This is a genomic window from Halopseudomonas sabulinigri (assembly GCF_900105255.1).
GTDB classification, from domain to species: Bacteria; Pseudomonadota; Gammaproteobacteria; order Pseudomonadales; family Pseudomonadaceae; genus Halopseudomonas; species Halopseudomonas sabulinigri.
In genome coordinates this window covers 1,051,491-1,077,472 of record NZ_LT629763.1, presented here as the reverse complement: position 1 = coordinate 1,077,472, position 25,982 = coordinate 1,051,491, and the positions used below count along the sequence as shown (strand labels likewise).

The 25,982-nt window shown below is 61.2% G+C and carries 24 protein-coding genes and 3 tRNA genes; 11 read left to right on the top strand and 16 right to left on the bottom strand.

Annotation, left to right across the window (positions count from 1 at the left end; genetic code table 11):
- The first annotated feature begins 108 nt into the window (after positions 1–108).
- The 5 genes from BLU26_RS04780 to BLU26_RS04760 all read left to right on the top strand — a co-directional run bounded on the left by BLU26_RS04780 (position 109) and on the right by BLU26_RS04760 (position 5,647).
- A complete protein-coding gene (locus tag BLU26_RS04780) occupies positions 109–1,026 on the top strand; it encodes an AAA family ATPase (RefSeq protein ID WP_092284343.1) in 918 nt (305 codons plus the stop codon).
- Entirely contained in the window at positions 996–1,997 is a 1,002-nt protein-coding gene (locus BLU26_RS04775; RefSeq protein WP_092284341.1) for a DUF58 domain-containing protein, read from the top strand. Before BLU26_RS04780 ends, BLU26_RS04775 begins: the two co-directional genes overlap by 31 nt.
- Positions 1,994–4,045, top strand: coding sequence for a transglutaminase family protein (locus tag BLU26_RS04770; RefSeq protein WP_092284339.1), 2,052 nt, complete (start codon positions 1,994–1,996; stop codon positions 4,043–4,045). Before BLU26_RS04775 ends, BLU26_RS04770 begins: the two co-directional genes overlap by 4 nt.
- A gap of 49 nt (positions 4,046–4,094) precedes the next feature.
- On the top strand, positions 4,095–4,559 hold the full coding sequence (locus BLU26_RS04765; RefSeq protein ID WP_092284337.1) for a DUF3429 domain-containing protein: 465 nt from the start codon (positions 4,095–4,097) through the stop codon (positions 4,557–4,559).
- Between the two features lie 92 nt (positions 4,560–4,651).
- Complete coding sequence (locus tag BLU26_RS04760) at positions 4,652–5,647, top strand: hypothetical protein (protein ID WP_092284335.1); 996 nt, start codon at positions 4,652–4,654, stop codon at positions 5,645–5,647.
- Between the two features lie 71 nt (positions 5,648–5,718).
- Here the strand turns inward: BLU26_RS04760 and BLU26_RS04755 are convergent, their stop codons facing one another.
- The 6 genes from BLU26_RS04755 to BLU26_RS04730 all read right to left on the bottom strand — a co-directional run bounded on the left by BLU26_RS04755 (position 5,719) and on the right by BLU26_RS04730 (position 10,789).
- Complete coding sequence (locus BLU26_RS04755; RefSeq protein ID WP_092284333.1) at positions 5,719–6,054, bottom strand: zinc ribbon domain-containing protein YjdM; 336 nt, start codon at positions 6,052–6,054, stop codon at positions 5,719–5,721.
- Positions 6,055–6,150: 96 nt separating this feature from the next.
- Positions 6,151–7,530, bottom strand: coding sequence for an MFS transporter (locus tag BLU26_RS04750; protein WP_092284331.1), 1,380 nt, complete (start codon positions 7,528–7,530; stop codon positions 6,151–6,153).
- A 117-nt stretch (positions 7,531–7,647) separates the two neighbouring features.
- Positions 7,648–7,941, bottom strand: coding sequence for a YrhK family protein (locus tag BLU26_RS04745; protein WP_092284329.1), 294 nt, complete (start codon positions 7,939–7,941; stop codon positions 7,648–7,650).
- 34 nt (positions 7,942–7,975) lie between these two features.
- Complete coding sequence (locus BLU26_RS04740) at positions 7,976–8,389, bottom strand: GFA family protein (protein WP_092284327.1); 414 nt, start codon at positions 8,387–8,389, stop codon at positions 7,976–7,978.
- Positions 8,386–9,528 carry a YbaY family lipoprotein gene (locus tag BLU26_RS04735; protein ID WP_092284325.1) on the bottom strand — a complete coding sequence of 381 codons (1,143 nt, stop codon included), beginning with the start codon at positions 9,526–9,528 and terminating at the stop codon, positions 8,386–8,388. The genes BLU26_RS04740 and BLU26_RS04735 overlap by 4 nt, the downstream gene beginning before the upstream one ends.
- Positions 9,529–9,607: 79 nt before the next feature.
- A complete protein-coding gene (locus BLU26_RS04730) occupies positions 9,608–10,789 on the bottom strand; it encodes a BamA/TamA family outer membrane protein (RefSeq protein ID WP_092284323.1) in 1,182 nt (393 codons plus the stop codon).
- Between the two features lie 226 nt (positions 10,790–11,015).
- Between BLU26_RS04730 and BLU26_RS04725 the strand changes: the two genes are divergently transcribed.
- Complete coding sequence (locus tag BLU26_RS04725) at positions 11,016–11,330, top strand: EthD family reductase (protein WP_092284321.1); 315 nt, start codon at positions 11,016–11,018, stop codon at positions 11,328–11,330.
- A 79-nt stretch (positions 11,331–11,409) separates the two neighbouring features.
- Here BLU26_RS04725 and BLU26_RS04720 read toward each other — a convergent pair whose 3' ends face one another.
- The 9 genes from BLU26_RS04720 to BLU26_RS04680 all read right to left on the bottom strand — a co-directional run bounded on the left by BLU26_RS04720 (position 11,410) and on the right by BLU26_RS04680 (position 21,661).
- Entirely contained in the window at positions 11,410–13,797 is a 2,388-nt protein-coding gene (locus BLU26_RS04720; protein ID WP_092284319.1) for a fatty acid cis/trans isomerase, read from the bottom strand.
- Between the two features lie 138 nt (positions 13,798–13,935).
- On the bottom strand, positions 13,936–14,691 hold the full coding sequence (locus tag BLU26_RS04715; protein WP_092284317.1) for a DUF2238 domain-containing protein: 756 nt from the start codon (positions 14,689–14,691) through the stop codon (positions 13,936–13,938).
- Between the two features lie 14 nt (positions 14,692–14,705).
- Entirely contained in the window at positions 14,706–15,548 is an 843-nt protein-coding gene (locus tag BLU26_RS04710; protein WP_197674532.1) for a DMT family transporter, read from the bottom strand.
- A 93-nt stretch (positions 15,549–15,641) separates the two neighbouring features.
- Complete coding sequence (locus BLU26_RS04705) at positions 15,642–16,049, bottom strand: PaaI family thioesterase (protein ID WP_231702042.1); 408 nt, start codon at positions 16,047–16,049, stop codon at positions 15,642–15,644.
- A gap of 39 nt (positions 16,050–16,088) precedes the next feature.
- The gene (locus BLU26_RS04700; RefSeq protein ID WP_157719302.1) at positions 16,089–16,982 is read right to left on the bottom strand and encodes a PA2778 family cysteine peptidase; all 894 of its coding nucleotides are present in this window, start codon (positions 16,980–16,982) and stop codon (positions 16,089–16,091) included.
- A gap of 45 nt (positions 16,983–17,027) precedes the next feature.
- Positions 17,028–17,432, bottom strand: a complete 405-nt coding sequence (locus BLU26_RS04695; protein ID WP_331457188.1) for a PA2779 family protein — start codon at positions 17,430–17,432, stop codon at positions 17,028–17,030.
- 231 nt (positions 17,433–17,663) lie between these two features.
- On the bottom strand, positions 17,664–18,947 hold the full coding sequence (locus BLU26_RS04690; protein WP_092284311.1) for an NAD(P)/FAD-dependent oxidoreductase: 1,284 nt from the start codon (positions 18,945–18,947) through the stop codon (positions 17,664–17,666).
- 103 nt (positions 18,948–19,050) lie between these two features.
- Positions 19,051–20,637, bottom strand: a complete 1,587-nt coding sequence (locus BLU26_RS04685; protein WP_231702004.1) for a DHA2 family efflux MFS transporter permease subunit — start codon at positions 20,635–20,637, stop codon at positions 19,051–19,053.
- Positions 20,630–21,661 carry an HlyD family secretion protein gene (locus BLU26_RS04680; protein ID WP_092284309.1) on the bottom strand — a complete coding sequence of 344 codons (1,032 nt, stop codon included), beginning with the start codon at positions 21,659–21,661 and terminating at the stop codon, positions 20,630–20,632. The genes BLU26_RS04685 and BLU26_RS04680 overlap by 8 nt, the downstream gene beginning before the upstream one ends.
- 104 nt (positions 21,662–21,765) lie before the next feature.
- Between BLU26_RS04680 and BLU26_RS04675 the strand changes: the two genes are divergently transcribed.
- The 5 genes from BLU26_RS04675 to BLU26_RS04655 all read left to right on the top strand — a co-directional run bounded on the left by BLU26_RS04675 (position 21,766) and on the right by BLU26_RS04655 (position 24,768).
- Complete coding sequence (locus BLU26_RS04675) at positions 21,766–22,668, top strand: LysR family transcriptional regulator (protein WP_092284307.1); 903 nt, start codon at positions 21,766–21,768, stop codon at positions 22,666–22,668.
- Positions 22,669–22,748: 80 nt separating this feature from the next.
- Positions 22,749–24,224 carry a glutamate--tRNA ligase gene (gene gltX / locus BLU26_RS04670; protein ID WP_092284305.1) on the top strand — a complete coding sequence of 492 codons (1,476 nt, stop codon included), beginning with the start codon at positions 22,749–22,751 and terminating at the stop codon, positions 24,222–24,224.
- Between the two features lie 198 nt (positions 24,225–24,422).
- A tRNA-Ala gene (locus BLU26_RS04665) sits at positions 24,423–24,498 on the top strand.
- A 77-nt stretch (positions 24,499–24,575) separates the two neighbouring features.
- Positions 24,576–24,651: transfer RNA gene (locus tag BLU26_RS04660), tRNA-Glu, on the top strand.
- Between the two features lie 41 nt (positions 24,652–24,692).
- Positions 24,693–24,768 (top strand) — tRNA-Ala (locus tag BLU26_RS04655).
- Between the two features lie 101 nt (positions 24,769–24,869).
- Here BLU26_RS04655 and BLU26_RS04650 read toward each other — a convergent pair.
- Positions 24,870–25,952 (bottom strand): DUF3080 family protein, encoded by a 1,083-nt coding sequence (locus BLU26_RS04650; protein WP_092284303.1) that lies wholly within the window; start codon positions 25,950–25,952, stop codon positions 24,870–24,872.
- Positions 25,953–25,982: the final 30 nt, after the last annotated feature.

Genomic DNA, 25,982 nt, shown 5'->3' with positions numbered 1-25,982 from the left:
GGGTACGGGGTGAGTAAAGAGCGCAAGCTGTTACAAGCCATTGCATTTGCCTTTCGCGCAGCAGCGCTTGCACCTACCATGGCATGGTAACCCGGAGAAGAGGTGAGCATGAAGGATGCGTTGAGTGCGGCGCAGGACGCGATAGACAAGGTGCTGCTGGGCAAGTCCCGCGCCGTCAAACTGGCGCTGACCTGCATTCTGGCCAAGGGGCACCTGCTGATAGAAGACCTGCCCGGCATGGGCAAGACCACCCTGTCGCAGGCGCTGGCCTCGGTATTGGGCATGAGCTACCAGCGCATTCAGTTCACCAGTGATCTGTTGCCGGGCGACATTCTGGGTACCTCGGTATTCGACCGTAACAGCGGCCAGTTCGTGTTTCATCCGGGGCCAATCTTTGCCGAGCTGATTCTCGCCGATGAGATCAATCGCGCTACGCCCAAGAGTCAGAGTGCGCTGCTGGAGGCCATGGAAGAAGGGCAGGTAACCGTAGACGGTGCCACCCGGCCCTTGGCTGATCCCTTCTTTGTCATCGCCACCCAGAACCCGGTGTCCCAGGGTGGCACATTTGCGTTACCTGAATCGCAGCTCGACCGTTTTCTGATGCGCCTGTCACTGGGCTACCCGAGCGAGCAGGCCGAACGCAGTCTGCTGCTGGGTGACGACCGCCGGGCGAGACTGGACCGGGTAGAACCGTTGCTCAACCGCGAGGAGCTCAGCCGGCTGCAGGCGCTGGTGCCGCAGATCAATGCCAGCGAAGCCTTGGTGAACTACATCTTGCGGCTGGTCAATCACACCCGTAACAGTGACCTCTGCGCCTGGGGCCTATCGCCGCGCGCCAGTCTCGGCTTGCTTGCTGCCGCGCGTGCCTGGGCGTTGCTGGAGCAGCGCAGCTATGTGATCCCTGAAGACGTGCAGGCGGTCTTGCCGGCCGTTGTGAGTCACCGGTTGCGTGCCGCCAACGACCCCGCCGGCCATGGTGGCGAGAGTCTTGCCCTATGGCTGCTCAACGAAGTGCCCGCGGTGTGAGCACCGGCTGGCGGGCTCGTGGCCGTGCGCTGCACCAACGCTGGCTCAAGCGGCGCATTCCGGCAGCGCAGCAGATAACCCTGGACCACCGGCGTATTTTCATCCTGCCCAGCCGGGCGGGTATGGCCTTCCTGTTGCTGCTGGCAATCCTCTTGGTAGGCGCCATCAATTACGAAAACAGCCTGGTCTACGGGTTGACCTTCCTGCTGCTCAGTCTGTTCTGGGTGGCCTTGCATCACAGCTACCGCAATCTGGCGGGCATCAGCCTGCGCGCGACTGGCGGGCGTCCGGTGTTTGCCGGTGAGCAGGTGCCGCTTGGCCTGGTGCTGCTGAGCCCGGCACGCGAGCGCCAGGCGCTCAGGTTGAGCTGGCCTGGCGTGGCGCCGCAGCAGTTGGATGTACCGGCTGATGGCGAAACGAGCACCAAGCTGTATTACCCGAGTCAAGGCCGCGGCTGGCTTGAACCAGAGCGCCTGCGCATTGAAACGCGCTTTCCGCTCGGCTGGTTTGCGGCCTGGAGTCTGCTGGACCTGAACTGGCGGGTGCTGGTGTATCCACGCCCGATCAAGGCACCACTGCCGCTGCAGCGCAGCGGCAGTGGTCAGGATGAAGCTCCCCAGGCGCAGCTGGCCGAAGGCGTGGATGATTTTCAGGGGCTGCGTCACTACCGCCCCGGCGACTCGCGACGGCGGCTGGACTGGCGCGCCTATTCGCGCGGACAGGGGCTGCACAGCAAGGTGTTTGCCGAGCCGCAGCAACAGAGTCAGTGGCTTGATCTGGAGCAGACCACGGGCGCCGATCTTGAACAGCGCCTGGGCATGCTGACCGGCTGGGTGCTGGCGCTGGAAGCGGCCGGCCGGCCCTACGGCCTGGCCTTGGGCAACTTGCGTCAGGCGCCGGCACTGGGCGAAGCGCACCGCGATGCCTGTCTGCGCGCACTGGCGCTCTATGGTCTGGGTGAGAGCGCATGAGCGCCGCCGGCCTGATCCCGCGTAACAGCCTGGCCTGGCTGCTGACCGCACAGGTGGTGGTGTTGCTGCCACATTTGCCGCGTCTGCCCTGGTGGGTAGCGCTGCTGTGGATTGGCTGCGCCCTGTGGCGGGTGCAGATTCAGCGCATGCGCTGGGGTTATCCGGGCATCGTGTTGAAAGCAACCGCGCTGGTGCTGATCCTTATTGGCGTATTTCTCACCCAGGGCACGCTGATCGGCCTGGATGCAACCGTGATGTGGCTGCTCATGTTGTTCATGCTCAAGCTGCTGGAAATGCGCACGCCGCGTGATGCCCTGGTGGTGATCTACCTGGGCTTTTTCGTGCTGGCCACCGCGTTTCTGTTTGATCAGGGGATACCCCTGACGTTGTATCAGTGCCTGTCCCTGCTGATACTGGTAGCCGCCCTGGTGGGCTTGCAGCAGAGCGCTGGACGAAACGACCCGCTGCGTGCTCTGCGTAGCGCCGGCGTCATGCTGTTGCAGGCGATTCCCTTGCTGCTGGTGCTGTTTATCTTTTTCCCGCGGCTGGAGCCGCTGTGGTCGGTCAATATGCCTGGCGGCAGCGCCAAGACCGGCCTCTCTGACAACATGTCACCGGCGGATATAGCCAACCTGGCGCGTTCGCCGGAACTGGCCTTCCGGGCCAGCTTTGCCGGTGAGATTCCGCCCTTGCCGACGCTCTACTGGCGGGCGCTGACCCTCAGCCGCTTTGATGGTCGCAGCTGGTCGCAGGATCGCTGGCTGAGCAACCTGCCGGCGCTGTCGCTGGCAACCGACGGCAAGGCCGTGGAATATCAGGTGGTGGCCGGCGCCAGTGGTCAGCACTGGGTTTACAGCCTGCGCGGCGCGACCTCGCAAGACCCTTATCTGCGGCGCATGCATGATTTCAATCTGCAATCCATCACGCCGCTCAACAGCACCTTTGGCTACACTGCGACCTCCTATCCTGAGGCGCTGTTGCAGACCGAGCCGTTGAGCAGATTGGAGCACAACCGGCAGACCGAACTGCCGGAGCAGGGTGATCCGCGTGCTCGCGCCTGGGCTGCGGAGTTGCGCCAGCAGTATCCGGACGATGCCGCGTTGGTGCAGGCGTTGCTGGGTTACTTCAATCGCGAGCCGTTTTATTACACGCTCAACCCCACGCCACTCGGCCAGCACAGCAATGACGAGTTTCTGTTCGATACGCGGCGTGGCTTCTGTGAGCACTACGCGGGAGCCATGACCTTCGTGCTGCGCGCGGCGGGAATTCCGGCGCGCGTCGTAGCGGGTTATCAGGGTGGTGAGGTGAATACACGGGGCGGCTATGTGCTGGTGCATCAGTTTGATGCCCACGCCTGGGTCGAGGCCTGGCTACCGGGTCAGGGTTGGGTAACGGTTGATCCGACCTTTCAGGTGGCGCCCGAACGTATCGAGCGTGGGCTGGAGGAAGCGGTGCGCGGGGAAGGCAGCTTTCTGCAGGACGATTATCTGTCAGCCTCCCGCTATCGCGGTGTGACCTGGCTGAACGAAGCGCGCCTGGCCTGGGATAACATCAACTACCAGTGGCAGTTGCGCGTACTCAACTTCAAGGGTGAGGAGCAGATGGGGCTGTTCCGCCGCTGGCTTGGTACTGCGGATTGGCAGCGCATTGGTCTGGTGGTGCTGGCGCTGGCGGGCGGTGTCATGCTGTTGCAGGGACTCTGGTGGCTTCGCCCGCAGCGGCAAAGCGGCACGGCTCAGCAGCGCGCCTGGGCTCGCCTGGATCAACGCTTGAGGCGGTTGCGGCTGCAAGCGTTGCCCGGCGAGGGGCCGCGTGATTGGCAGCACCGTCTGGAAATGGCCTTGCCCGCTCAGCAGCCAGGCCTGCAGGCGTTTTTCGACGAATTTGTGCGTCAGTCCTATGCCGCAGCAGCGGAGTCGCGGGAGGATCAGCAGCGCTTGCAAAAGGTGCTGCGTGCGCTGCTGCGCAGCTTGCCACGCAAGCGCCCAGCGGCGGCCAGCGTATTGCTGCGCGATGGCGAGTTGTCGTCATCAACCAAGCCCTTATAATTGCCGAGCGCGTCGGCGGCGGCGCGGCAACCTTGATTCTGGAGTAGGTATGCATCCATTCAGCGCGACACGCCCCCCGAAACTGGCCTTGGGGCTGGGACTGGTTGGGCTGATCCCCTTTGTCAGCGGCGCCCTGGGCCTGTGGGTTACACCTGAGGCCTGGCGGGAACGGGTGCTGGAAGAGTTGCTGGCCTACGCGGCTATTGTGCTGGCGTTCATGGGCGCCATTCACTGGGGACTGGCAATGCGCGCGGGTGAGGAGAGCAGCCAGGCGCCGGTTCAACTGGCGCTGTCCGTCATACCGCCGCTGCTGGGCTGGGTCGGCCTGAGTTTGCCGATCAATCTGGCCTTGCCGGTGTTTTTCACTGCCTTTGCGACCCTGTACTTTGCTGATGTGTGGGCGGTACGCCATGGGCTGGCGCCGGTCTGGTATCCGGCGCTGCGCAAACCTCTGAGTATTCTGGTGGTGCTGAGCCTGATGGTTGCCTGGTTGGCGGTTGGGCGGGTGTTCTAAGATGTGCAGTCCTGGTCACTGATACGGGTGATGGGCGCACCCTCTGGCGTGTGCTCAAGTAGGGGCCACAATAACAAGATGTTGGCCTCGTTATGGAACACCCTCTGCACAGTATTGATTGCCGCTGGTTGCTGGCGTTGTATGCGGTAATCCCGCTATCGGCGTTGCTGGTTGGCCTGGACCTGTTGCTCTGGGATGGCTGGTTGGCTGCCGATGTGCTGCCCGGCGACCCCAACGATTGGCCGCTCTGGGCAGTCCTGTTCGGCCTGCCGCACATCATCGCCAGCATGCTGACCATGGCCAATGCTGAGTATCTGGCGCACTACCGCCGCAGTCTGTTGCCGCCACTCTGTTTGTTTCTGCTGATTGCCGTTGCCGGCCATTTTGGCCCGCAGCCGCTGAGTTACAGTCTGCTGTTTGTCTTTCTCGCCTTTTACACCATCTACCACGTGCTCGCGCAGCAACTGGGATTGACCCTGATGATGCTAGGGGCGCGCCCTGATCGGTTATACAACTGCTGGAAGTGGCTGGCGATACTGGCTGGCTTCGCGATCTACATCAACGTCTACGGGACGCGCTTTCTGGGCCAATGGGCGGTCGCCGGCATCAATGGCTATCAGCTCATGTCGGCCTTGGCGGCTGCGCTCTGCGCCGCGGTAGTCGTGCTGTCGTGGCGGCTGGCCCGCCGGGCGCCGCGCGGCATAGGCCGTTGGTACCTGTGGGCCAACGCGGCCATGCTGGTGTCTGCGCTGCTGATCAACGAGATCGGTTACACCCTGTTCGTGATTCTGATTCCACGGGTTATCCACGACCTGACTGCCTACAGCGTGTATATCACCCACGACCGCAACCGTAATCGTAGTGGTGCTGGCAGCCTGTGCTATCGGCTGACCCATGCCAGTGCCTGGTCACCATTTATCGTGCTGCCGCTGACCTCCTTATTGATCGCCTACGCACTGACCAGCCATCAGCATTACCCGTGGGTCAACATCACCATACTGACAGTGTCTTTCCTGCACTATTACTACGAAGGGTTCATCTGGCGCGGGCCTAACCCGCATCGTCAGTACGTCGCATTCAAGCGTTGAAGGGAGTACTCCACAGCGAGCAGGCCGGGCGGTATCGGGGGAAGTAAAGCAGTTGGCCGCCCGGCCGGAGATCAGGACTTTTTCACGAACTCGGATTTCAGCTTCATGGCGCCGATGCCGTCGATCTTGCAGTCGATATCGTGATCGCCCTCGACCAAGCGGATGTTCTTCACCTTGGTGCCCACCTTGACCACCAGCGAAGAGCCCTTGACCTTCAGGTCCTTGATCACGGTGACCGAGTCGCCATCGACCAGCGGGTTGCCGTTGGCGTCGGTGATACCGCTGCCAGTGTCTGCTTCATCGGCCTGCTGCGGCCACTCGTGGGCGCATTCCGGGCAGACGAACATCAGGCCGTCTTCGTAGGTAAATGCCGAGTCGCAGCTGGGGCAGGAGGGCAGTTCGCTCATCGGGTCGCCTTTTTCGATAGATATAACCATGCAGTAGGCAGGGTTTTAGGCCGCGCATGATGCCGTATGTGCGCGGCTCTGTCCATGTCAGCGGGGCTAGATCGCCAGTGCTGGGTTGGTGGGTTGGCGTAGTTGGTAACGGCTGTAGGTGCAGGCTGAGGCCAAGGCAAAGACGCCGGCAGACAGACTGAGCAGCGCCAAATGATCAATTTGTTCGCTCGCCACAGTACTGGGGCTGGCTTGTAACGGAAAGCCAATCAGATCCAGTCCTACCCCGGCAACCAGATAGCCGGCCGCAGCCGCAATCTTGCCGGTGAAGGAAATGGCGCTGAAGAAAAAACCTTCCTGTTGTTGTCCGCTTGCGTCCGCGTGCTGCTGTGCGACATCGGCCATCATGGATGCGCCCGAGATCATGGCCAGACCGGAGGCCGCACCGCCGATAAACAACAACAGCAGAATCGAAGGGACGAAGGCGGCGCTTTGCGCCGCGGGAAACAGTTCCAGCAGCTCCAGTACCACGGCAATATTGCCGGCCAGCGCTGCTACCAGGGCCGCCCCGACGATACTGGGCTTCTTGTCGAAGCGCCGGTGTAGCGGTCGAGCCAATAAAATGCCGGCGGGCCAACCAAGCAGCACACCGGCGCCCAAAAGAGCTATGTTGTTGCTGGTCAGCCCCCAGAAGTACACGTTCAAATGCATGTTCAAGGTCTGCGTAATACCAATCGAGACAGACACCAGCAGCGTCCCTAGAAAGAGTGCGCGAAATGAAGAGTTGCCCCAGATATGCTGCAGGTTCTTCAACATGCCTAGGGTGGCCTGTTGCTGCGGATTGACGCCCATGCGCGCATTGGCGCGGGTACCCCAGACCGACACTACTATGCTGATTGCCATTAATACTGCGCCACTGATCGCCACCAACGGGTAGCCGGCGGGGTTCAACAGGCCGTTCTCAAAGGCGGCCGATTCAGGGAAAAACACGGGCACGCCCAGCAGCACCACCAGGGCGGCGCCACAGACCCCACAGAAACCCCGCCAGGCAGCGACCGAGGTGCGCTCGTGGTAGTCCGTAGTCAGCTCGGCACCCAGCCCGAGATAGGGTACGTAGTAGAGTGTAATGGCGCCGCGTACCAGCACCGCGAAACCGGTCAGCCAGAGAAAAAGCCCGGTTTGATCAAGCCCGGGGGGTGGCGTGAACAACAGGTACCAGGTGAGTGCCAAAGGTAGTGCTGCCGCCAGCATGAATGGGTGTCTGCGGCCAAAGCGCGAGCGGCTGCGGTCCGACAGATAGCCGGCCAGAGGATCGGTGACGGCATCAAATACCAGGGCAATCATCACCGCCAGTCCAGCCAGGGTGCCGGACAGCCCGAGAACCTGAGTGAAAAAGAAAAACAGGAAGATGTTGAAACCGGTGCTTTTCGTGGTTTCGGCAATTTGGCCTAGCCCGTAGGCCAGTTTGGTTGTGCGGCTCAGCGCCATGGTGCTCACCTGATATTGTTGTTTTGTAAGGTGCAGATTTACGCGGCTGAGTATTGTTCAGGTCGGCAGTGTGTACAAGTGTTTACACCGCCAGATCATTGCAATTGATGTCGTGGCTCAGCTTTCCCAGGTGCTGGCACTTTCGCTGCCGCGTCGTTGCAAATGGAGGTGGCTGAGTAGGCGAATGCTGGGTCGCACGAGAAACTGCGCGCTGCCGATAATGAACAAGACGATGGCGGCTTTTTCGTACTCGGGAAACAGAAACAGGATGCTGCCGAGCAGAAACCAGATGGCGATAAAAAAGTCGTTGATGATGCTGAGCACTTCATAGCGGCGGCGAATGACCAGCTGCTCGTTGCCCAGTGGCAGGGTCAGTGGATTGTCCTGTTGGTCTGTGGCTCTATCCGTCATGCATTACCTCGCGGTGTCGGGAAACCTAACGGCCTTACGCCTCGGGCTCTGGTGGCGCACCTTGCGGATACTGTGGCAGCGCGTCGTCAATCGGCCACCAGTTAGCGGCAGAAGCCGTGTAGGCATGAAACGCCGGGCGCACGGTCAGCGCCTGATCGAGACTACCGGCACGCAGTCGTATGGCCTCCGGAGCGCTGCTGCGCTGACTGTACAGCGGTGAACCGCAGTGGCTGCAGAACACGCGTTCCTTGCCCGCAGAGGAAGCGTAGGCCTTGAGCAGCTCCGCGCCGCTGAGCAGTTCAAACTGACTGCGCAGCAACGGAATATTGCTGGCAAAGGGCGTGCCCTGCGCCTTGCGGCATTGCTGACAGTGACACAGCTGAATGGGCGCAAGTTCCCCGCTGATGCGGTAGCGAACGCCGCCACACAGGCAACCACCGCTGATCATGGTTGGCTGCCGCTGTCAGCGTCTGCAGCGCGCGCCTTGATCGTGCGGTTGTCAGTGGTGATCAGTATCAACGCACCGGTGTCGTCGATCTCAAAGCGTGCCACGTCACCGAGCACCTCAAGAAAGTGCTCGTCCTGGTTCATCAGTGCCGGTGCGCAGGCTTTTTGCGTGGAGGCGATGGCCTGGGTAGTCAGGCCTTCGCCACCGAGCTGATAGCTGGTGGTGTACTGGTTGCACGCGGCACGGCCGCCGAGCAGGCCCTCGTTGGTGAAATTCAGGCTCATCTGGGTGTTGTCGATCACCCCCTTGCTGTCGACATCCTCGACTATCCACTCCCGTCCGGTGAGCAGTGACTGCGCAGCGCCGCCGCAGCCGGTGAGTGTCTCGCCATTCACTTTGACGCTGACCTCGTAGGGGTAGGGCATACCGGTCATGCTGTCGCGGCATAGCTGAGGGGTAACATCGACGATGACCGAGTTGGCCTCCGTGCTCGCGTTGAAGCGGTAGCTGTCCTCTTCACGCGTGGTGGTCGGCGTGGGCGTAAGAATGGTGGTGGGGTCGTTCTGGCGGCTCAGGCTCATGCGCTCGCTGTCGACCTTCAGCGTCCAGCCGGGCTCGTTGCCGCGGGCGGCGAAGGGCAGAAAGGCATTCACATCGACGATCTCGGCATCGTTGGCGACGGCGCCGTTGACCTTGATCATCATGATAGTGCCCAGATCCACTACCGGCTGGCTGACGTCGATCAGGTTGGCGCTGTCGGTAGTCCATAGCAGTTGACCGTCACTGCTGCGAATCTGCGCGGAAACCGAATAGCGCATGCGATGATCGAACATCGCGGGTTCGACCTTGAGCGAGAAGGGGATAGGCACCGCCTTGCCGAACAGCGTGGTGTTCTGTTCGGCCAGCACCGTGGCCGAGGCATCGGCGCGCGAGACATCGCTCAGCTTGATGTGCGCCACACTGCCGTCGGGCAGCGCGATGCGCTCACGGTAGCTGATCTGGCCGGTGACCTGCTCGGTGCTAGGCGCGGCCTGTTCTTCCTGCGCTTCATTGCTGTCTGTGCTTGCGGTTGTGCCGCAACCCGCGGCGAGTACGCCGGCAATACCGATAAACAGTAGTGGAAAGGTAGTTTTGTGCATGCAGCGCTCCCGATTATTAGCGGCTCAGGCCGACTGTTTCCATTGCTGGCATTGAGTGTAACGCAAAGTGCCGTCGCGGCTACCAGGTCGAGCCGGCCTGAATATACACCGCGGATTCCTCCGGCCCGCGGGCCACATCAATACCCATATTGAAGCCGTAACGCTCCGCGACCATATAGCGAAAACCCCCGCCTAGGCTGTTGGCGGCCTCGGCATCGCCCAGCTCGTTGAACTGGTCGGCGGCGCGGCCAGCACCGGCAAAGGTCTTGACGCGCCAGCGCGGGGTGATTTTCCAGGTCAGCTCCGCCTCGGCCACGGCCACGGCATTGCCCTGATAGCGCGCGGCGGGGATGCCGCGCAGATCAATGGAGGGTGCGATATAGGCCGGCAGCACGGTCTCGTCGTCCACTGCGATGCCGTCATACTGCAGGCGCACACCCAGATCCCATGCTGGCGTCAGCTTCCAGTAATTGGTGCCCTTGAGCTGATAGCTGGCGTAGTCGTAATCGCTGCCGATGGTCTTGTCGTAAACCAGATAGCGCACGCTGTAGTTGTAACCTTCCTGCGGGTCGATGGGGGTGTCCAGCGAGTCGAATTCGGCGGTGATACCCAGGCCCGACGTCACCGCGCTGTCGCCCAGGTGATTATCGAGATAGCGATTGATCGGATCAGCCAGCGCCGCATTGGGCAGGCTTAGGTCATCGGTGAGAGTGAGTTTGACCTTGCGATACACCTGCTTGGCGCCGATCAGCCAGCGGCTGTCGCTGATGCGCATCTGCAACTCCTGGATGACCGCCGGGCCCTTGATATTGAAGCCGATGGGGCGGTTGATCGGCATGCCGGCCAGCGAGTAGAAATCAATGTTGAAGTCGGAATAGGCGAGGAAGCCCTTGTAACGGATGGTGTCGTCTTTCCAGAAACCCAGATGCCCCACGCCATAGCCACGGCTGCCGTTGGAGGTAAAGGCCAGACCGCCGATGGTGATGTTTTCCGGCACCAGGCTGCCGTCGGAACGTTCGGCCTTCTGCTCTTCGGATTCCTCAAAAAACACCAGCCCCAACGCCAGCCCAGTGCCGACCGCAGGTTCCGTGATGATCTTGGGTACGGGAATAAACGGCAGCGACCAGCGATCAAGGAAGTTTCCGGTATCGACCTCGGCGTCTTCCGGCGCCGCCGAGTAATCGTGATACAGCGATGCCATTGCCGGCGCGCTCAGTAATGCCACTGCAAGCCCCCCCAGGGCGCTTAACGAAAACCGCATTCAGGCTCCTTGAAATTCGCACAGATTGCTGCCATGCCAGCGTGCCGCTCACGCTGTGCCCTTAGAGCATAGCCGCTACCGCGCGCATTGCTCGGTGCCGGCGGGGCTTCGCTCTGATTGCTGGCAGGATATTCGTCAGCTTGATGCGCTACTGTTGCGTGGCTAAATCGGTGCAGACTGCAGGGGTAGCGGTATCAGCCTAAACACAATCTCCGGAGTCCGTCAGATGATTAAAGTCAGCGTCTTGTACCCCAACGTGGCCGGCAGCCATTTTGACCATGATTACTACCGTGAACAGCACATGCCGATGGTCAAGCGTCTGGTGGGTGATGCCTGCCTGTCGTTTGGCATTGATCGCGGTCTGGCGGGTGGCGCCCCCGGTGCGCCGGCGGCCTTTGTGGCCATGGGGCACCTGTTTTTTGATTCAGTGGAGAGCTTTCAGGCTGCCTTTGCGCCGCACGCAAAGGAAATTCAGGGGGATGTTGCCAATTACACCGACATCGCTCCGGAGCTGCTGATCAGTGAGGTGGTGGCAGGCTGAGCGTCAGCCCTTGCGCGCTGATGACAGCCGGCGCGCCCTACGGCTGCTCGTGGTCTAGCCGTAGGGCGCGCGGTGGTACCTAGAGGTTTTCGTAGCGATTGACATCCAGTATGCCGGCTTGCTCCGGCGTGCTTTCCTCTGTGCTGCGCTTGAAGTCGGCCATGATGTCCCAGAACTGCGGATGCGTGCGGCGCACGCCCCACCGATCCGCCAGGCTATGCAAACCGGCCTGTTGCTGAATAGCCGACAGGCTGTCGACAAAGCTCGGCAGCTCCTCCAGCGGCACGTTGAAGCTGAAGTTGGGATAACTGCCGAGCGTGCCTTCGATCAGGGTCAGGGTGTCTTCCTTGGGCAGCAGGCGTGATTGTTCACCAAACATGAAGGCAACACTAGAGTGCGCGCGGTTGTGTACCAGCGTGTATACCCAGCGCTGCTCGCCCTGGGTAACGCGCAGGAAAGTGACCTCCGGCAGCAGGCTGATCACCGGCAAGCTGGCGCCATTGGCCCGCGCCAGCGGCTGCAGGGTCGCTTCCACCTGCTGCTGAGCGGCGCTGATGCTGGCGCGCTGACAATTGTTCTGCGGGCAGCGATTCAGCGTATCTGGCGGGCCGCTGACGGCGGCGGTGCGATCCATCAACAGTTGGCTGAAGCGCTGCATGACGGCGTCGTTGCCCTCGGCTCCGGTGTAGTTCATGGCTACCGGGGTAGTGGTATCCAGGCCGGTATAGGTCAATGCGTGCTTGATTTTGGCGCTGCCCTGATACCAGTGCGCGTACAGGGGTTCACGCTGCTTTGCCGGCACGAAACGCAGCATGTTGTGTTCGGCACCATTGCGGATCAGGTCGAAATACAGCCGGGTCTGGCCCTGGTGCGAGACGCTGCCGAACACGTTGAAGTTGGCGACCAGCTCGTAATAGGTACGTTCGAGCAGCGGGTAGTCCATGACCCAGATGGTGCGTGGCACGCGGCCATGCAGCCCGCGGCGCACCGAGGCGCTGTCGTAGTGGCGGAAGATGGTCAGCAGCGCGTCCCGGTTCCAATTGTCACCGTCCCACAGCTCGTCTGCAGTCGCGCCGTCGGGCTTGCGCTCGGCGTAGTACTGGCCGCGCAGTTTCAGATAGTCGTTGCGTTTTTCGTTGTACTCCAGCCACTCAGGGCCGAGCGCCAGCAGGTCACTTTTCTGACCCGGCAGGCCTAGTAACGGGCTGGCTTGCGCACGGTACTCGGCGTCGTTGACGTAGGCCTCCTGCTCTGGATCTTCAAATACTGTCCAGAACTGATCGCGGATTACATCGGTTGCAATCTGACCGCGGCACACCGGGCCGCGAATAAAGTTGCGTACGAAATACTCGGCGTCGTCCAGCAGGAACTGGTAGCGCGCTTTCGCCGGGATGGCGGCGAAGGTAACGAAGGGGTTGGCGCGCGCCTCGTAGCTGTAGTCGGGCAGATTGACCACATCCCAATCCGGCTGCAAGAACAGCGACTTAAAACGCTGCATGCGCGTGTCACCCAGGGCGTAGACAATATGCGTTTTTTCCACAATAGCCTGCCGCAGCGGCTGCAGGCGGTAAAAGTACGGGCCTTCGGGGTCATCGTTCGGGCGTACCGTACGCAGCGCGCGAACCGGCTGGCCGGGTGGGGTGCTGGAGCGCACCAGTTCATAGAAATGGCTGCCGTCGATATCCGGGAAATACAGGTGCGCGGCGAACAGGTGCTCAAACAGGTAACGGGCCACCAATTGTTCACGCTTGCCAGTCTGGTTGAGGAACTGCTCCCACTTCGTGGTCATTGCCTGCTCGGCTTCACCGGGCGTATAGAGCGCCGGCGTGACCACCGCGCCCTCGCTGATCCACTGGGTCAGGCGGGTAAACTCCTCGTCGCTGAGACCGGTGGCGCCATAGGGCATGCCGCCATGCGGAAAGTCATCGGCGTACTCGGCAAAGCGGTCGATGCTGGGACAGCTGTTGGTGCGCGCGGTACCCAGGCTTATGCTGGCGGGCAGACGGCTGTTCGGGGTCACCGGCTGGCTATGGCCAAGCTCAATCATTTTATACAGCACGGAAGCGTCGAGCCCGCTCAGTTGGCCATCTTCAGCGCCGTGCAGCACCGAGAAAAAGCCCTTTTCACGCCACTCCGCGGTCGAGTTGGCATCCACACCCAGGCGCGTCGGCAGCATGTCTTCGAGGCGCGCGCCATCGTATACCGGCAGGATGGAGGCGCCGCGCTCGAGGCCTTCAGCGCTGGTCAGTTTCAGCTGGCAGGGGGCGTCGTAGCAGCCATGGCAGGCCATGCACTTGTGTTCAAAGATGGGGCGGATGTCGCGCTGGTAATCATAGCTTTGTACGCGCGCCGCGATGGGCTCCTCTACCGGATATTCCGGTATCTGGCTGCAGGCGATAAACAGACCGGCCACCAGGAGAATCAATACGCTCAGTTTAACTTTGCTGATGCCCGACACACGCGCCATGGAGCTTCCTTCAAGACTGGTTTTCTCTGTGTTGTCGGTTTGCCCAGGGCGCTTCGACTTCGCTGACTGCAGCGCGGCCCCAGACCGCTTCTGCGCCTGGGACTTTAACATTTTGCACGCAAAACAGCAGCTTGCCTTTTACTTTTGCGATGACTTGTCGGTCACCTGATCAGTGTCTTGCAGCAGATGCTCCAGTTCATCCTCGCCCATGGGCCGGTGCCGCTTTACTCGCAAACTGTCGCGCCATTCCCGACCGAAATTCGGGTTTAACCAGAGGTTGGTCAGCAGTACCAGCAACAGGGTGATAAGCGCACCTAAGCTGGCCAGCGCCATGTCCTTGTGGGCGTCCCAGATGTCGCCCTGAGTACCCAGATAGGCAACGCCCAGGTCGCCGCCAAACAGACTGGCGGCCGCCCACTCGAACAGCTCGTACAACATGGACGCGGCCATCGCCAGTTCCAGCGGAAAGAAGTAGCCCCAGAAGCCGCGGGCGTTGGCGACGCGGCAGTAAAGCTCACGGATGGGGTAGACCAGCAGCGCGCCGAACAGAAAATGCACCACGCGATCGAAGTTGTTGCGCTGCCAACCGAGCATCTCGTTGAGGCTGACGCCGAAGGCACTGGTCATCCAGGCATCGTAGGGCACCTTGGAGTAGGTGTAATGCGCGCCCACCTCATGCAAACAGAGAAACAGAAAGATCAGCGTGTAGGACAAGCGTGAGAGTGGGAAGGCGCGGTAGCTGAGGCCCAGTGCGACGGCGAAGGCCAGTACCAGTAGATTCTCCAGCGCCCAATCACTGCGGTCGTGCGGGTGGATTGCCAGAACGGCAAAGAGTAACGAAAACAACAGCGTCAGAATCAGCAGGTAGCGCAGATGAAGGTATTTCGCAGTCATTGAGGGTCGGTTTCTCAGGCAGGTTTTCGATGATTGAGCACCACCAGGGCGATTCCCCCCAGGATGCTGGCGCAGGCGATCAGCAGTGGCAGGGTCAGCGCTTCATTGAGCAGCACAATACCACCGATGGCGGTAATCACAGGTACGCTCAGCTGTACCGTGGCGGCGGTGCTGGTCGCCAGCAGCGGCAGCGCGGCGTACCACAGGCCGTAGCCGACGCCGGAGGCCAGCGCGCCGGACAGCAGCGCATAGAGCACTCCGGGCTGATCAAGTGAGCGAGACGGCCAAAGCAGCAGGCACAACAGCGCTGCGAAGAGCAGTGCGCGGATGAAGTTGCCCGCGGTCACGCGCGTTGGGTCACCGGCGCTACGGCCACGCAGTGAGTACACCGCCCAGGCCACACCTGCGATCAGCATCCACAAGGCCGCACCCAGCGGCGGCGCGGACAGGCCGGGTAACAGCAGTACCACCAGGCCGGCAACTGCCACGGCCACGCCTAGCCACTGCAATGGGCCAAGCCGCTCGCCGCGCGCCAGGCCATAACCGATCATGCTGGTCTGCACGGCGCCAAAAAGCAGCAGCGCCCCGGTAGCGGCAGACAGTTGCACATAGGCGAGAGAGAAGGCGGCTGCGTAGGCAAAAAGCGCCAGGGCAGACCACCAGTTGCCCGCGCCGGCCGCATTGCTGCGGCGCAGCCTGACGATCAGCCACAAGGTCAGCGCTCCGGCAGCCAGGCGAATTGCGGTGAAGCTGGCAGGGTCAATCTCGGTCTCTTTGAGCGCCAGGCGGCAGAGAATCGAGTTGCCGGCAAAGGCCAGCATGGCGAGCAGGGTGAGGGTGATGGCGCGCAGTGTCACGTTGTTATCCTTGAACAAGACTGGGCTGCCTATCGCAGCCCAAGCCAAGCGCGCGGGCAATACGACTTTGGAGAGGCCGTGTATTTCTGCGGATCACTGCGGCAGCGCATAGGTACCGGTAACGTGCGCGACCAGCTCATCGGGCCGGCCCGCGCTGTAGAGCCCAACCTCGCACACCGCTTGCCTTCGAGTCATCCGGAGTAAAGTTGCTTTCGCCATTAAATCAACGGGTTGCGGGCGTGATAGAAAGTTGATGTTGAGATTGGACGTCACCGCCATTTCAGCTGGTCCCAGCCTGCCGAGCACCAATGCATACATGGCCGCGTCGCCCAGCGCCATCAGTGTCGGCCCAGAAAGGGTGCCGCCGGGGCGAATCAGCCGGCTGTGGAAAGGTACCCGCGCGAGGCTGTGCTGTTCGCTGACTTCTTCAATCCGCAGATCAAGGTCGTCGGCCTGCGGCACGCCTTGACGTATCAGCTGTTGAACCTGGTGCGCACTCAGCATGCCTGGCTGCTCCTTTGATCGCAGAAAGAGTCATCATCAGGGGCAGACCGGCAAGGGGCAAGCGGCATTCCGGTCATTCTCGGCACCGCCTTGGCTGCGCTGTTCAAAGCATTGCTGCGCCACCTTGGCGGCCTGCTCGCAGCCCATGTCATTGAGGCCGGTGATCAGGTTATTCCAGCCGGCGTCCAGCGTGGGAAACTGGCGGGTCAATTCGCTGAAATGCGCTACCGCGATGCGCTTGTCGCCCTGCTGCCAAGCGACGTTACCCAGCCCCAGACGCGCAGCGGGCTGGTCCGGCCAGCGAATCAACGCTGTTTGATAGGCGTCCTTGGCGCTGTCTAGCTTATCGGTCTGTTCCAGATCGCTGGCGGCGCGCAGGTAGGGCAGGGGCGCTGCGGTCGCGGGCAGCTGGTCTGCGGGTAATACAACTCGCGCCCAGTTATCGGCTCGCTCCCAGGTACGCAGAAACAGCTTGAAGGGTTCGCGTTGCGCTTCCTGGAGGCCGCTGTGCAGGATCAGCTCCTGCGCGTTGAGGTCGTAGCCGACCACCACCGCGTAGTGCCATTGGGGAAACCAGCTCAACCCCAGGTTTTGCATGACCAGCACGGCGTTACCGGCATCTACCTCGCTCAGTATGGCCTGCAGGTCAGGCTCCAGCGGGTACACCAGCATGCCCTGATCGCGCGCGGCAGCCACCATCTCGACCTGTAGGCTGCCCTTGCGCTCCGGGATGTACACGCGCTCCTTGAGCGCGGCGGGGGTTATATCGACATGCCGCTGGTTGAGCACCATGGCTAGCGCGGCGGGGCCGCATTGGTACTCATCCTGGGCGAAAAAGGGGACGTCATCGAGGCGTTGCTGCGGTTGAATGTCAGGCGGCAATTGCGCGGAGTCGGGAATAGTCTGAGTGCCGGCACAGGCTGACAGCAAAGCTGTCAGCCCGAGCGCAGCAAGGATGCGAAGAGAGCGCATCCGTTAGCGATTGATGCAGTGGATGAAGCTGAAGATGTCGGTTGCACAGAGCATGTCGGTGATGATGAAGATCACCAGAAACAGTACGATCACACCCACCACGCCGGCACCGGCAGGCGCTTCATCCAGCTGGGTGTTGAAGTAGGCCAACTCATCGGCAGTCAGGCTGTCGATACGCTGGTCAACCTGATCGGGCGAAACGCCCATGCTGGCGAGCTTTTCCTGCACGGCTTCATCCTGCAGCATGCCTTTCAACTCAGCCCGGTCAACGGTCAGCTGTTGCTGAGCGATAACCTCGTTAGTGCCAACCATGGCAGCCTGGGCCTGAACGCTGATCAGCGAGGTAAGCATGAACAGAGCGGCGAAAACGACGGATAGGTAACGCTTGCTGGATTGCATGAAAGTCATTGGGTTACTCCTCATTCTTGGTCTTGGCTTCCTTGCTTGGAAGCTGTGCTTGCGGGCGGCTGCCTGCGGGTGCCGGCGCGTAATACGCGCGCGGGACACAAAGCCTAAGACTAAGGAAGGCGGGAGCAGTTCCGAAGTGCTATCACTGATGTGATCAGGTTCACCGAATTTGTCTGCCTGCCGGCGGCAAACGCGAATGCGGGCAGCGCCGGTGCGCTGCCTGGCGGGTAGTCAGAAGCCCAGCTTGTCGCGCATCTGGTAATACCAGGCGCCCATTGCCGTAAAGGGCACGCGCAGCAGGCGCCCGCCGGGGAAGGGGTAATGCGGCAAGCTGGCGAAGGCATCAAAGCGCTCGGCCTGGCCACGCAAAGCCTCGGCCAGAATCTTGCCGGCCAGGTGGGTGTAGGTAACGCCGTGGCCGCTGCAACCCTGTGAGTAATAGATGTTGTCGCCAATCCGGCCAACTTGGGGCAGGCGCGAGAGGGTCAACAGGAAGTTACCGGTCCAGGCGTAGTCTATCTTGACGTCCTTGAGCTGCGGGAAGGTCTTGATCAGATTGGGGCGCACCAGGGCTTCTACATCCGCCGGGTCGCGCGCGCCGTATACCACGCCACCGCCGAATATCATGCGCTTGTCGCCGGACAGACGATAGTAATCCAGCAGGTAGGCGCAATCTTCCACGCAATAATCCTGCGGCAGCAGTGAGTGCGCCAGATCATCACCCAGGGGCTCGGTGGTGATCACCTGAGTGCCGCAGGGCATGGATTTAGCCGCCAGCTGCGGCAGCAGGTTGCCCAGATAGGCGTTGCCGGCGACCACCACATAGTTGGCGACCACCTGACCCTGGTCGGTGTGCACCACCGGCTTGGCGCCCTGGTCTACCTTGGTAACTCGCGAATGCTCATGAATCACGCCACCCAGCGATTCGACCGCTGCAGCTTCACCCAACACCAGGTTGAGCGGGTGAATGTGACCGCCACTCATGTCGAGCATGCCGCCGACGTAGCGGTCGGTGTTTACCACCTGGTTGATACGGGTTTGATCCAGCATCTCCAATTGCGTATGTCCGTAACGTTCCCAGAGCTTCTTCTGGGCTTCGAGGTGACCCATCTGCTTGTCGTTGAAGGCAGCAAATACGCCGCCATCCTTGAGGTCACATTGGATGTTGTACTTGGCGACTCGCTCGCGAATGATGCGGCCACCTTCAAAGGCCATCTCGCCCATCAGTCGGGCTTGCTTGGCACCGGCGGTGCGCTCGATGACATCAATGTCGCGGCTGTAGCTGTTGACTATCTGCCCGCCATTGCGGCCCGAGGCGCCAAAACCGACCTTCACCGCCTCCAACACCGTCACCTTGAAACCTTGCTCCAGCAGGAACAGGGCAGTCGAGATGCCGGTATAACCGGCGCCGATCACGCACACATCGGTTTCATGACGCCCCTGCAACGACGGACGCTCGGGCGTCGCATTGGCGGATGCGGCGTAATAGGAAGATGTGTGCTGGGTTTCGACCATGATGCACCTGCTGAAAAGTGGTTGTTGAAAATATTTTACATTTCAAGCCGATGCTACCCCCTGGAGTGGACTAATTCCAGAGGGTGATCAAAAAAAATGACAGTCAGGGATGAGCCGGTTCGACGCTGTCGGGGCTGTCGCCGGCGGGTTTGGCCGCAACCGGTTTGGGAATGGCGCGAGTCAGCAAGACAAACACCATGGAGCAGCCCAGCATGATGGCGATAAGGTGGAAGGCATCGTTGAAGGCCATGATGCTGGCTTGCTGATGTACCTGATTGCTGAGCATCTGGAAGGCGCTTTGTTCGTTGCCCAGACGCGCCGTCAGCGCGCTCATACGCTCGCTGAATGCCGGGTTACCGGGGGTTATGTTCTCGCGCAATATCTCGTAGTAATGCTTGGCCCGGCTATCCAGAATGGTTGCCAGCGCCGCGATGCCGATGGCGCCGCCCAGGTTGCGCAGAATGTTGTAGAGACTGGACGCAGAACCGGCCTGCGAGGGCGGAATCATCGCCGTGGCCAGGATCGACATGGGCACCAGCACCATCGGCTGGCCGAAGGCACGGAAAATCTGGATGGCGATAAACTGATCGCCGGCAAAATCGAGATTCAGGCTACCGCTGAAAAAACTGGCGAAGGCGAACAGGAAAAAGCCGGTCGCGCAGATAAATCGCGCATCGACAAACTTCATCAGAATCGGCACCAGCGGAATGATCAGCAGCTGCGGAAAGCCCATCCACATGATCACCTGACCAATCTGCAGGGCGTTGTACTGCTGAATCTGCGCCAGGTACACCGGCAACACGAACACCGTGCCGTACAGGCCCACACCCAGGCCGATGTTGGCCAGGCTGCCAAACAGGAAGTTGCGCTCTTTCAGCAGCCGCAGGTTCACCAAAGGATTTGGCCGCGACAGCTGCAGGATGATAAAGCACACCAGGCTGATAAAGGAGATCACCGCCAGGGTAACCATGCTGCTGGACTCGAACCAGTCTTCGCGGTGGCCTTCTTCAAGGAACACTTGCAGGCAACCCAGACCGGCCGCCATGGTGGCGATGCCCCAGTAATCACCCTGGCGCAGCAATTCCCAGCGCGGCGCTGCCTTGTCCAGGCCATACATCAGGCCGCTGGCCATCAGGATGCCGGGCACGATATTGATGTAGAAGATGTATTCCCAGCCGAAGTTCTCGGTCAGCCAGCCACCAATGGTGGGGCCGATGGAGGGGGCGAAGGTCGCGGTAATCGCGAACATGGCCATGCCCTTGGGGCGCGAAGCCGGCGGCAGCTTGGTCAGAATCAGGGTAAAGGCAAAGGGAATCAGCGCGCCGCCGGCGAGGCCCTGCAGAGCGCGGAACGCGATCATGCTTTCCAGGTTCCAGGCCATGGAGCAGAGCAGGGAGGCAATCACGAACAGGGTCGAGATACCCACGGCAAAACGCCGTGGCGAAAATATGGTGGTCAGCCAGGCAGCCAGGGGGATGATGATGATCTCGGCGACCAGATACGAGGTGGAAATCCACGAACCTTCTTCGATGGTGGCCGAGAGCGCGCCCTGAATATCCTTCAGCGACGAGTTGATGATCTGAATGTCCAGAATCGCCATGAAGGCGCCCAGAATCGCGCTCAGCAGGGCGATCCAGTCGCGTCTGCCGGGTGGCGGAATCTCCTGTTCGGGGATCGCGGCCTCAGCCACGCAGATCTACCTTCACGTGAACCGACATGCCGGGGCGAATACGCTCACTCAGGGGATGCTCTGCATCGATCACCAGTTTCACCGGTATGCGCTGCACCACCTTGGTGAAGTTGCCGGTGGCGTTGTCGGGCGGCAGCAGGCTGAACTGGGCGCCAGAGGCGGGAAACAGGCTCTGGATCTGGCCCGGTACTACGTCGTCCGGGAAGGCATCGAACACCAGTTCGGCGCGCTGGCCGTCATGCATGCCCTGGATCTGGGTTTCCTTGAAGTTGGCCTTGATCCACAGCTGGCTGTCAGGCACCACGGCCATCAGATGGCTGCCCGGCTGCACGTTCTGACCAACCCGGGCGGTGCGCTGACCAATCCGGCCCGCCAAGGGAGCGCGCACTACCGTGCGCTCAAGCGCCAGTTCGGCCTGGCTGATATCGGCTTCGGCGGCTTGAATCTGTGCGGCGAGGCGCTCGATGTCGGCGTAGAGCGTGTCTTTGCTCAGCTTTTGTGTCTGCACGTCGGCATCGGCTTTCTTGACCTGCGCCTTGGCCACTTCAAGCTGCGCGCGGAAGTTGCTCAGTTGTTCCTCGGAGGCATAGCCAGAGCGCTGCAGCGGTTCGATGCGTTTGATGTCCAGTTCGATGCGGCGTTGCTCGGCCTGGGTTGCCAGCAGGCTGGCTTGGGCGGCGAGAATCAGGCTGTCCTGTTGGGTCAGCTTGGAGCGGGCCTGTTGCTGTTCGGCGCGGCGGGTCGCAAGGTTGGCGCGGGCGTGGGCGAGGGCGACCTCAAAGTCGCGGGCGTCCAGCCGCACCAGCGGGTCACCCGCCTGTACCAACTCGTTGTCATCCACCAGCACCTCGGTCACCTGCGCGGCCAGCTGGCTGGAAATCAGGGTGATGTCGCCCTGCACGTAGGCGTTGTCCGTTTCTTCGTAATGACGGCCAACAAGCCACCAATGTGCTGCGGCAGCGGCTCCAATCAGGGCGCAAAGCAGTAAGAAGGCAAACAGACGTACGCGAACGCGGGCAGACATGAACTTCCCCAATTTTTATTATCCGACGCACTCTAACACTGTTCCGCTCGGCGCCAGAGGCGCTAGAATCTGGAAACTTTGTTGCAATACGGGAACAGTAATCGATGGGATTGGATGACGCGCTGATTTTTACCCGAGTCGTGGAGTGTCACAGCTTTACCAGTGCGGCAGCGACCCTGAACATGCAGAAGTCGACGGTGAGCCGACGCATCGCCCAACTGGAGGAGCGGCTGGGGGTGCGCTTGCTCAATCGCACCACCCGCAAGCTGCGCCTGACTGAAGTAGGGCAGGCGTATTACGAGCGCTGTCGGCAGATCATGCAGGAGTTTGCCGAAGCCGAGCAGGCGATCATGCAGTTGCAGCGCGAGCCCACGGGCCTGCTGCGCGTCAGCTCGCCAATCGAGTTTGGCCAACTGTTTCTGGGCGGCGTGGTGGGCGAGTTCATGCGCCGTTACCCGGCCATTCAGGTTGAAGTGGAACTGACCACCCGCACGGTTGACCCGGTGGAAGAGGGCGTTGATATTGTCGTGCACCTTGGACGCCCGCAGGATTCCAGCCTGGTGGCGCGGCCGTTGATGTCCAGCCCGCGGCAGCTTTATGCCAGTCCGGGCTACATCGCCAAATACGGCATGCCCAAACTGGCGGAAGAGCTCAGCCAGCACCGCTGCATTCATGCCCTGGTCGATGGCAGCCGCAAGTGGCACTTCCTGCAGCCGCACATGAGCGTGCCGATCAACCCGGTGCTGGTGGTCAACAACATTACCTTCGCCCGTGAAGCAGCGCTGGCCAGCGCGGGTATCATCAATGTGCCGGCCTTTATTGCCGAGCCCTGCGTCGCCGAGGGCACGCTGGTGCGGGTGCTGGAAGACGTTACCCTGCCATCCAGCGAGCTATACGCGCTCTATCCGTCGCGGCGCTTTCAGGCAATGAAGGTCAAGGCCTTCATCGACTTTGTGATTGAAAATCTGGAAGCGCGCCAGGATGTGCAAGTCGAGGTCGAGGCCTGATAAAATCGCTCGCCATGCAATGCCCGTAACCCATTACTGCCATGCCGAGCGCCTGCTCGGCAGTCTGACTGAGAGACCCCATGACCGTTCGTACTCGTATCGCCCCCTCGCCAACTGGCGATCCGCATGTGGGCACTGCCTACATCGCCCTGTTTAACCAGTGTTTTGCTCGCCAGCACGGTGGCCAGTTCATCCTGCGAATTGAAGACACGGATCAGGTGCGCTCCAGTGCCGAATCGGAACAGCAGATTCTTGATTCCCTCCGCTGGCTGGGTCTGGACTGGGATGAAGGTCCGGATGTGGGCGGCCCGCACGGCCCTTACCGCCAGAGCGAACGCAGCGCCATCTACCACGAGCACAGTGAACAGCTGATCAGCGCCGGCCATGCCTTCCGCTGCTTCTGCAGCAGCGAGCGACTAGATGCCCTGCGCGCAGAACAGATGGCCAACAAGCAGACCCCCGGTTACGACGGCCACTGCCTGCATTTGAGCGCAGATGAGGTGGCCAAGCGCGTGGCAGCGGGCGAGCCCCACGTGGTGCGCATGAAGGTGCCGAGTGAAGGCATCTGCCAGGTGCAAGACATGCTGCGCGGCGAAATCGATATCCCGTGGGAACAGGTCGACATGCAGGTGCTGATGAAGGCCGACGGCCTGCCCACCTACCACCTGGCCAACGTGGTGGATGACCACCTGATGGGCATCACCCACGTATTGCGCGGTGAGGAGTGGATCAACTCCGCGCCCAAGCACATTCTGCTGTATCAGTACTTTGGCTGGGATATGCCGCAGCTGTGCCACATGCCGCTGCTGCGTAACCCCGACAAGAGCAAACTGTCCAAGCGCAAGAATCCGACCAGCATTACCTTTTATGAGCGCATGGGTTATCTGCCGGAAGCGTTGCTGAACTACCTGGGCCGCATGGGCTGGTCGATGCCGGATGAAAGCGAGAAATTCACCCTCGCCGAAATGGTCGAGCACTTTGACATTCAGCGGGTATCGCTGGGCGGCCCAATCTTTGATGTAGAGAAGCTGTCTTGGCTGAACGGCCAGTGGATTCGTGAGCTGTCGGAAGACGACTTTGCCGCTGCCGTGCAGACCTGGGCGCTGAACCCGGCGTACCTCAAACCGATGATCAGCCTGGCGCAGAGCCGCGTCGAGACCTTCAGCGATCTGCCTGATCTGCTCGGCTTCTTCATGGCCGGCAAGGTAAACCCTGCGCCTGAGCTGTTCGAGCACAAGAAGCTGTCCGCCGATGAAGTACGCAAGGTCATGCAACTGCTGCTGTGGAAGCTGGAAGCGCTGCGCGACTGGAACAAGGACGGCATCATGGCGACCATCAATGCCGTGGCTGCCAGCCAGGAGCTGAAGCTGCGTGATCTGATGCCGCTGCTGTTCCCGGCGATTACCGGCCAGGCCAGCTCGGTCTCGGTGTTGGATGCCATGGCGCACCTGGGCCCGGATCTGACGCGCTTCCGCCTGCGTCAGGCGCTGGAGCTGCTGGGTGGCACCTCGAAGAAAGAGAACAAGGCTTGGCAGAAGGAACTGGAGGCTATCTAGTCTCCAGCGGCAAGTCGTAAGCTAGAAGCAACAGCAAAAAGCGGCGCAGGGTTTCAGCTTTGCGCCGCCAACCGCCGCCGCATCAATCAACGTGTGGCTTGCCGCTTGAAGCTTGCCGCTGAGTTAAGTCGCTGTTTTACGTAAAATTCTGTTGACAGGGCGGGGCGTCGTACTTAATATGCGCCCCGTCATAGCGACGGGGCTATAGCTCAGCTGGGAGAGCGCCTGCATGGCATGCAGGAGGTCAGCGGTTCGATCCCGCTTAGCTCCACCAAGTTTTTTGGTCGACGTTCGCGTCGGCCTGTTTTATCACTGCTAAACAGATTCCAGCCTGTTTAGAGAAGGGTTTGCGTCCCCTTCGTCTAGTGGCCTAGGACACCGCCCTTTCACGGCGGTAACAGGGGTTCGAGTCCCCTAGGGGACGCCATTTTTACCGACACGCGAGAGTGTGTCAGGGTCGCAAGACCTGGGGCTATAGCTCAGCTGGGAGAGCGCCTGCATGGCATGCAGGAGGTCAGCGGTTCGATCCCGCTTAGCTCCACCATTTTACAAAGCCGGCATTTATGCCGGCTTTTTTTTTGTCTGTTTTTTGCCGCCACCAGCTGCTCCGTTCGTGGCCCGTGGCAATAGCAGTAGCAGTAGCCGTTACTGTTCTGTGCGGCCCTGCCATCCGCTTTGCCCCGGCCGCGACTGACAAGCTCCCAACAGATCCTGCCAAGCCTGGGTGTGCGCCGCCACGGCCGCCTGGTAACGCTCCCACAGGGAAGCTTCCGTGCCCGCCAGCCGGTCCAGCGCCTGTGCGGTGGCCGCTGGTATCCCCGGCAGGGCGCGCAACTCGCCGATGGCGGCGGCCCAGGGTTGCCCCAGCCGCTGTAGCTGCGCGAGGTAGGGTTGAATCTCGCCAGCGTAAAAAAGCACAAACACATTCAGCAGAATTTTCGAGCGTTCAGAAGGCGCCTGCATCGGGCATAGCAGGCGCGCCTCAGTGGCCTGCAGCATTTGTGTTGCCTGCTGCAGGCCATGGGTCGTTTGCGCCAGGCTGGTGATCAACTGGCCGCCATGCTGGCTGAGTTGCAGGGTGCGCAATAGCGCGTCCAGTGAGGCGCGCTCGGGTGGCAGCCTGTGCGGCAACTCCGCGCCCACGTTGGCCAGTTCGCGCAGTGCCTCAATTGCGGCCTGATCGGTGAGCGGTTGGCTGCTTACCGGTAGGGGCTGGTCGGCGAAGCGCAGGTATTGCTCAAACTCCTCGCTGCTGTTCAGTGCATTCCAGAAGGTGGCGGGTAGGCTGCTGGTTTTGCTGGCGGCGATGGCGGACAGCTGCTCTTGCAGCGCTTGCTTATCATCCCGCTCGGCCAGCAGCGCCGTGCAGTGCTGCAGTGCGCGCAGCAGCTCGCCGTCATAGGCGAGCCGATGACTCCAGGGCATGACCTTACCCAGCACCGTGTTGCGCTCGCTGATGCGTTGTTGCAGCTCACGGCAGTCATTGGTATCGACGATCAGATCAAGCAGGCTGATACGCAGCGGCGCAATGCTGAGCACGCGCTCGCGGCGTGGCCCGAATCGGTAGGCAGACAGGCTCTCGGGTTGGAAGGGCTGCCAGTCCTGTTGCAGCACCCGGCTGACCCGATCAAGGTAGTTGGCCATCTGCCGCTGCGCCTCGGGTGGGCGTTGGCAGCCGCACAGCGTCAGCAGCAGGGCGATGGGAATAATCCGCAGAAGGGTGCTCATGGCCGCAGTATGCCACGCCTGCGGCTGGAG

What these genes read in the sequence shown, in the direction of transcription:
- BLU26_RS04780 (WP_092284343.1), top strand. Translation starts at nt 109, where the DNA reads ATGAAGGATGCGTTGAGTGCGGCGCAGGACGCGATAGACAAGGTGCTG.
- BLU26_RS04775 (WP_092284341.1), top strand. Translation starts at nt 996, where the DNA reads ATGGCTGCTCAACGAAGTGCCCGCGGTGTGAGCACCGGCTGGCGGGCT.
- BLU26_RS04770 (WP_092284339.1), top strand. Translation starts at nt 1,994, where the DNA reads ATGAGCGCCGCCGGCCTGATCCCGCGTAACAGCCTGGCCTGGCTGCTG.
- BLU26_RS04765 (WP_092284337.1), top strand. Translation starts at nt 4,095, where the DNA reads ATGCATCCATTCAGCGCGACACGCCCCCCGAAACTGGCCTTGGGGCTG.
- BLU26_RS04760 (WP_092284335.1), top strand. Translation starts at nt 4,652, where the DNA reads ATGGAACACCCTCTGCACAGTATTGATTGCCGCTGGTTGCTGGCGTTG.
- BLU26_RS04755 (WP_092284333.1), bottom strand. Translation starts at nt 6,054, where the DNA reads ATGAGCGAACTGCCCTCCTGCCCCAGCTGCGACTCGGCATTTACCTAC.
- BLU26_RS04750 (WP_092284331.1), bottom strand. Translation starts at nt 7,530, where the DNA reads ATGGCGCTGAGCCGCACAACCAAACTGGCCTACGGGCTAGGCCAAATT.
- BLU26_RS04745 (WP_092284329.1), bottom strand. Translation starts at nt 7,941, where the DNA reads ATGACGGATAGAGCCACAGACCAACAGGACAATCCACTGACCCTGCCA.
- BLU26_RS04740 (WP_092284327.1), bottom strand. Translation starts at nt 8,389, where the DNA reads ATGATCAGCGGTGGTTGCCTGTGTGGCGGCGTTCGCTACCGCATCAGC.
- BLU26_RS04735 (WP_092284325.1), bottom strand. Translation starts at nt 9,528, where the DNA reads ATGCACAAAACTACCTTTCCACTACTGTTTATCGGTATTGCCGGCGTA.
- BLU26_RS04730 (WP_092284323.1), bottom strand. Translation starts at nt 10,789, where the DNA reads ATGCGGTTTTCGTTAAGCGCCCTGGGGGGGCTTGCAGTGGCATTACTG.
- BLU26_RS04725 (WP_092284321.1), top strand. Translation starts at nt 11,016, where the DNA reads ATGATTAAAGTCAGCGTCTTGTACCCCAACGTGGCCGGCAGCCATTTT.
- BLU26_RS04720 (WP_092284319.1), bottom strand. Translation starts at nt 13,797, where the DNA reads ATGGCGCGTGTGTCGGGCATCAGCAAAGTTAAACTGAGCGTATTGATT.
- BLU26_RS04715 (WP_092284317.1), bottom strand. Translation starts at nt 14,691, where the DNA reads ATGACTGCGAAATACCTTCATCTGCGCTACCTGCTGATTCTGACGCTG.
- BLU26_RS04695 (WP_331457188.1), bottom strand. Translation starts at nt 17,432, where the DNA reads ATGACTTTCATGCAATCCAGCAAGCGTTACCTATCCGTCGTTTTCGCC.
- BLU26_RS04690 (WP_092284311.1), bottom strand. Translation starts at nt 18,947, where the DNA reads ATGGTCGAAACCCAGCACACATCTTCCTATTACGCCGCATCCGCCAAT.
- BLU26_RS04680 (WP_092284309.1), bottom strand. Translation starts at nt 21,661, where the DNA reads ATGTCTGCCCGCGTTCGCGTACGTCTGTTTGCCTTCTTACTGCTTTGC.
- BLU26_RS04675 (WP_092284307.1), top strand. Translation starts at nt 21,766, where the DNA reads ATGGGATTGGATGACGCGCTGATTTTTACCCGAGTCGTGGAGTGTCAC.
- gltX (WP_092284305.1), top strand. Translation starts at nt 22,749, where the DNA reads ATGACCGTTCGTACTCGTATCGCCCCCTCGCCAACTGGCGATCCGCAT.
- BLU26_RS04650 (WP_092284303.1), bottom strand. Translation starts at nt 25,952, where the DNA reads ATGAGCACCCTTCTGCGGATTATTCCCATCGCCCTGCTGCTGACGCTG.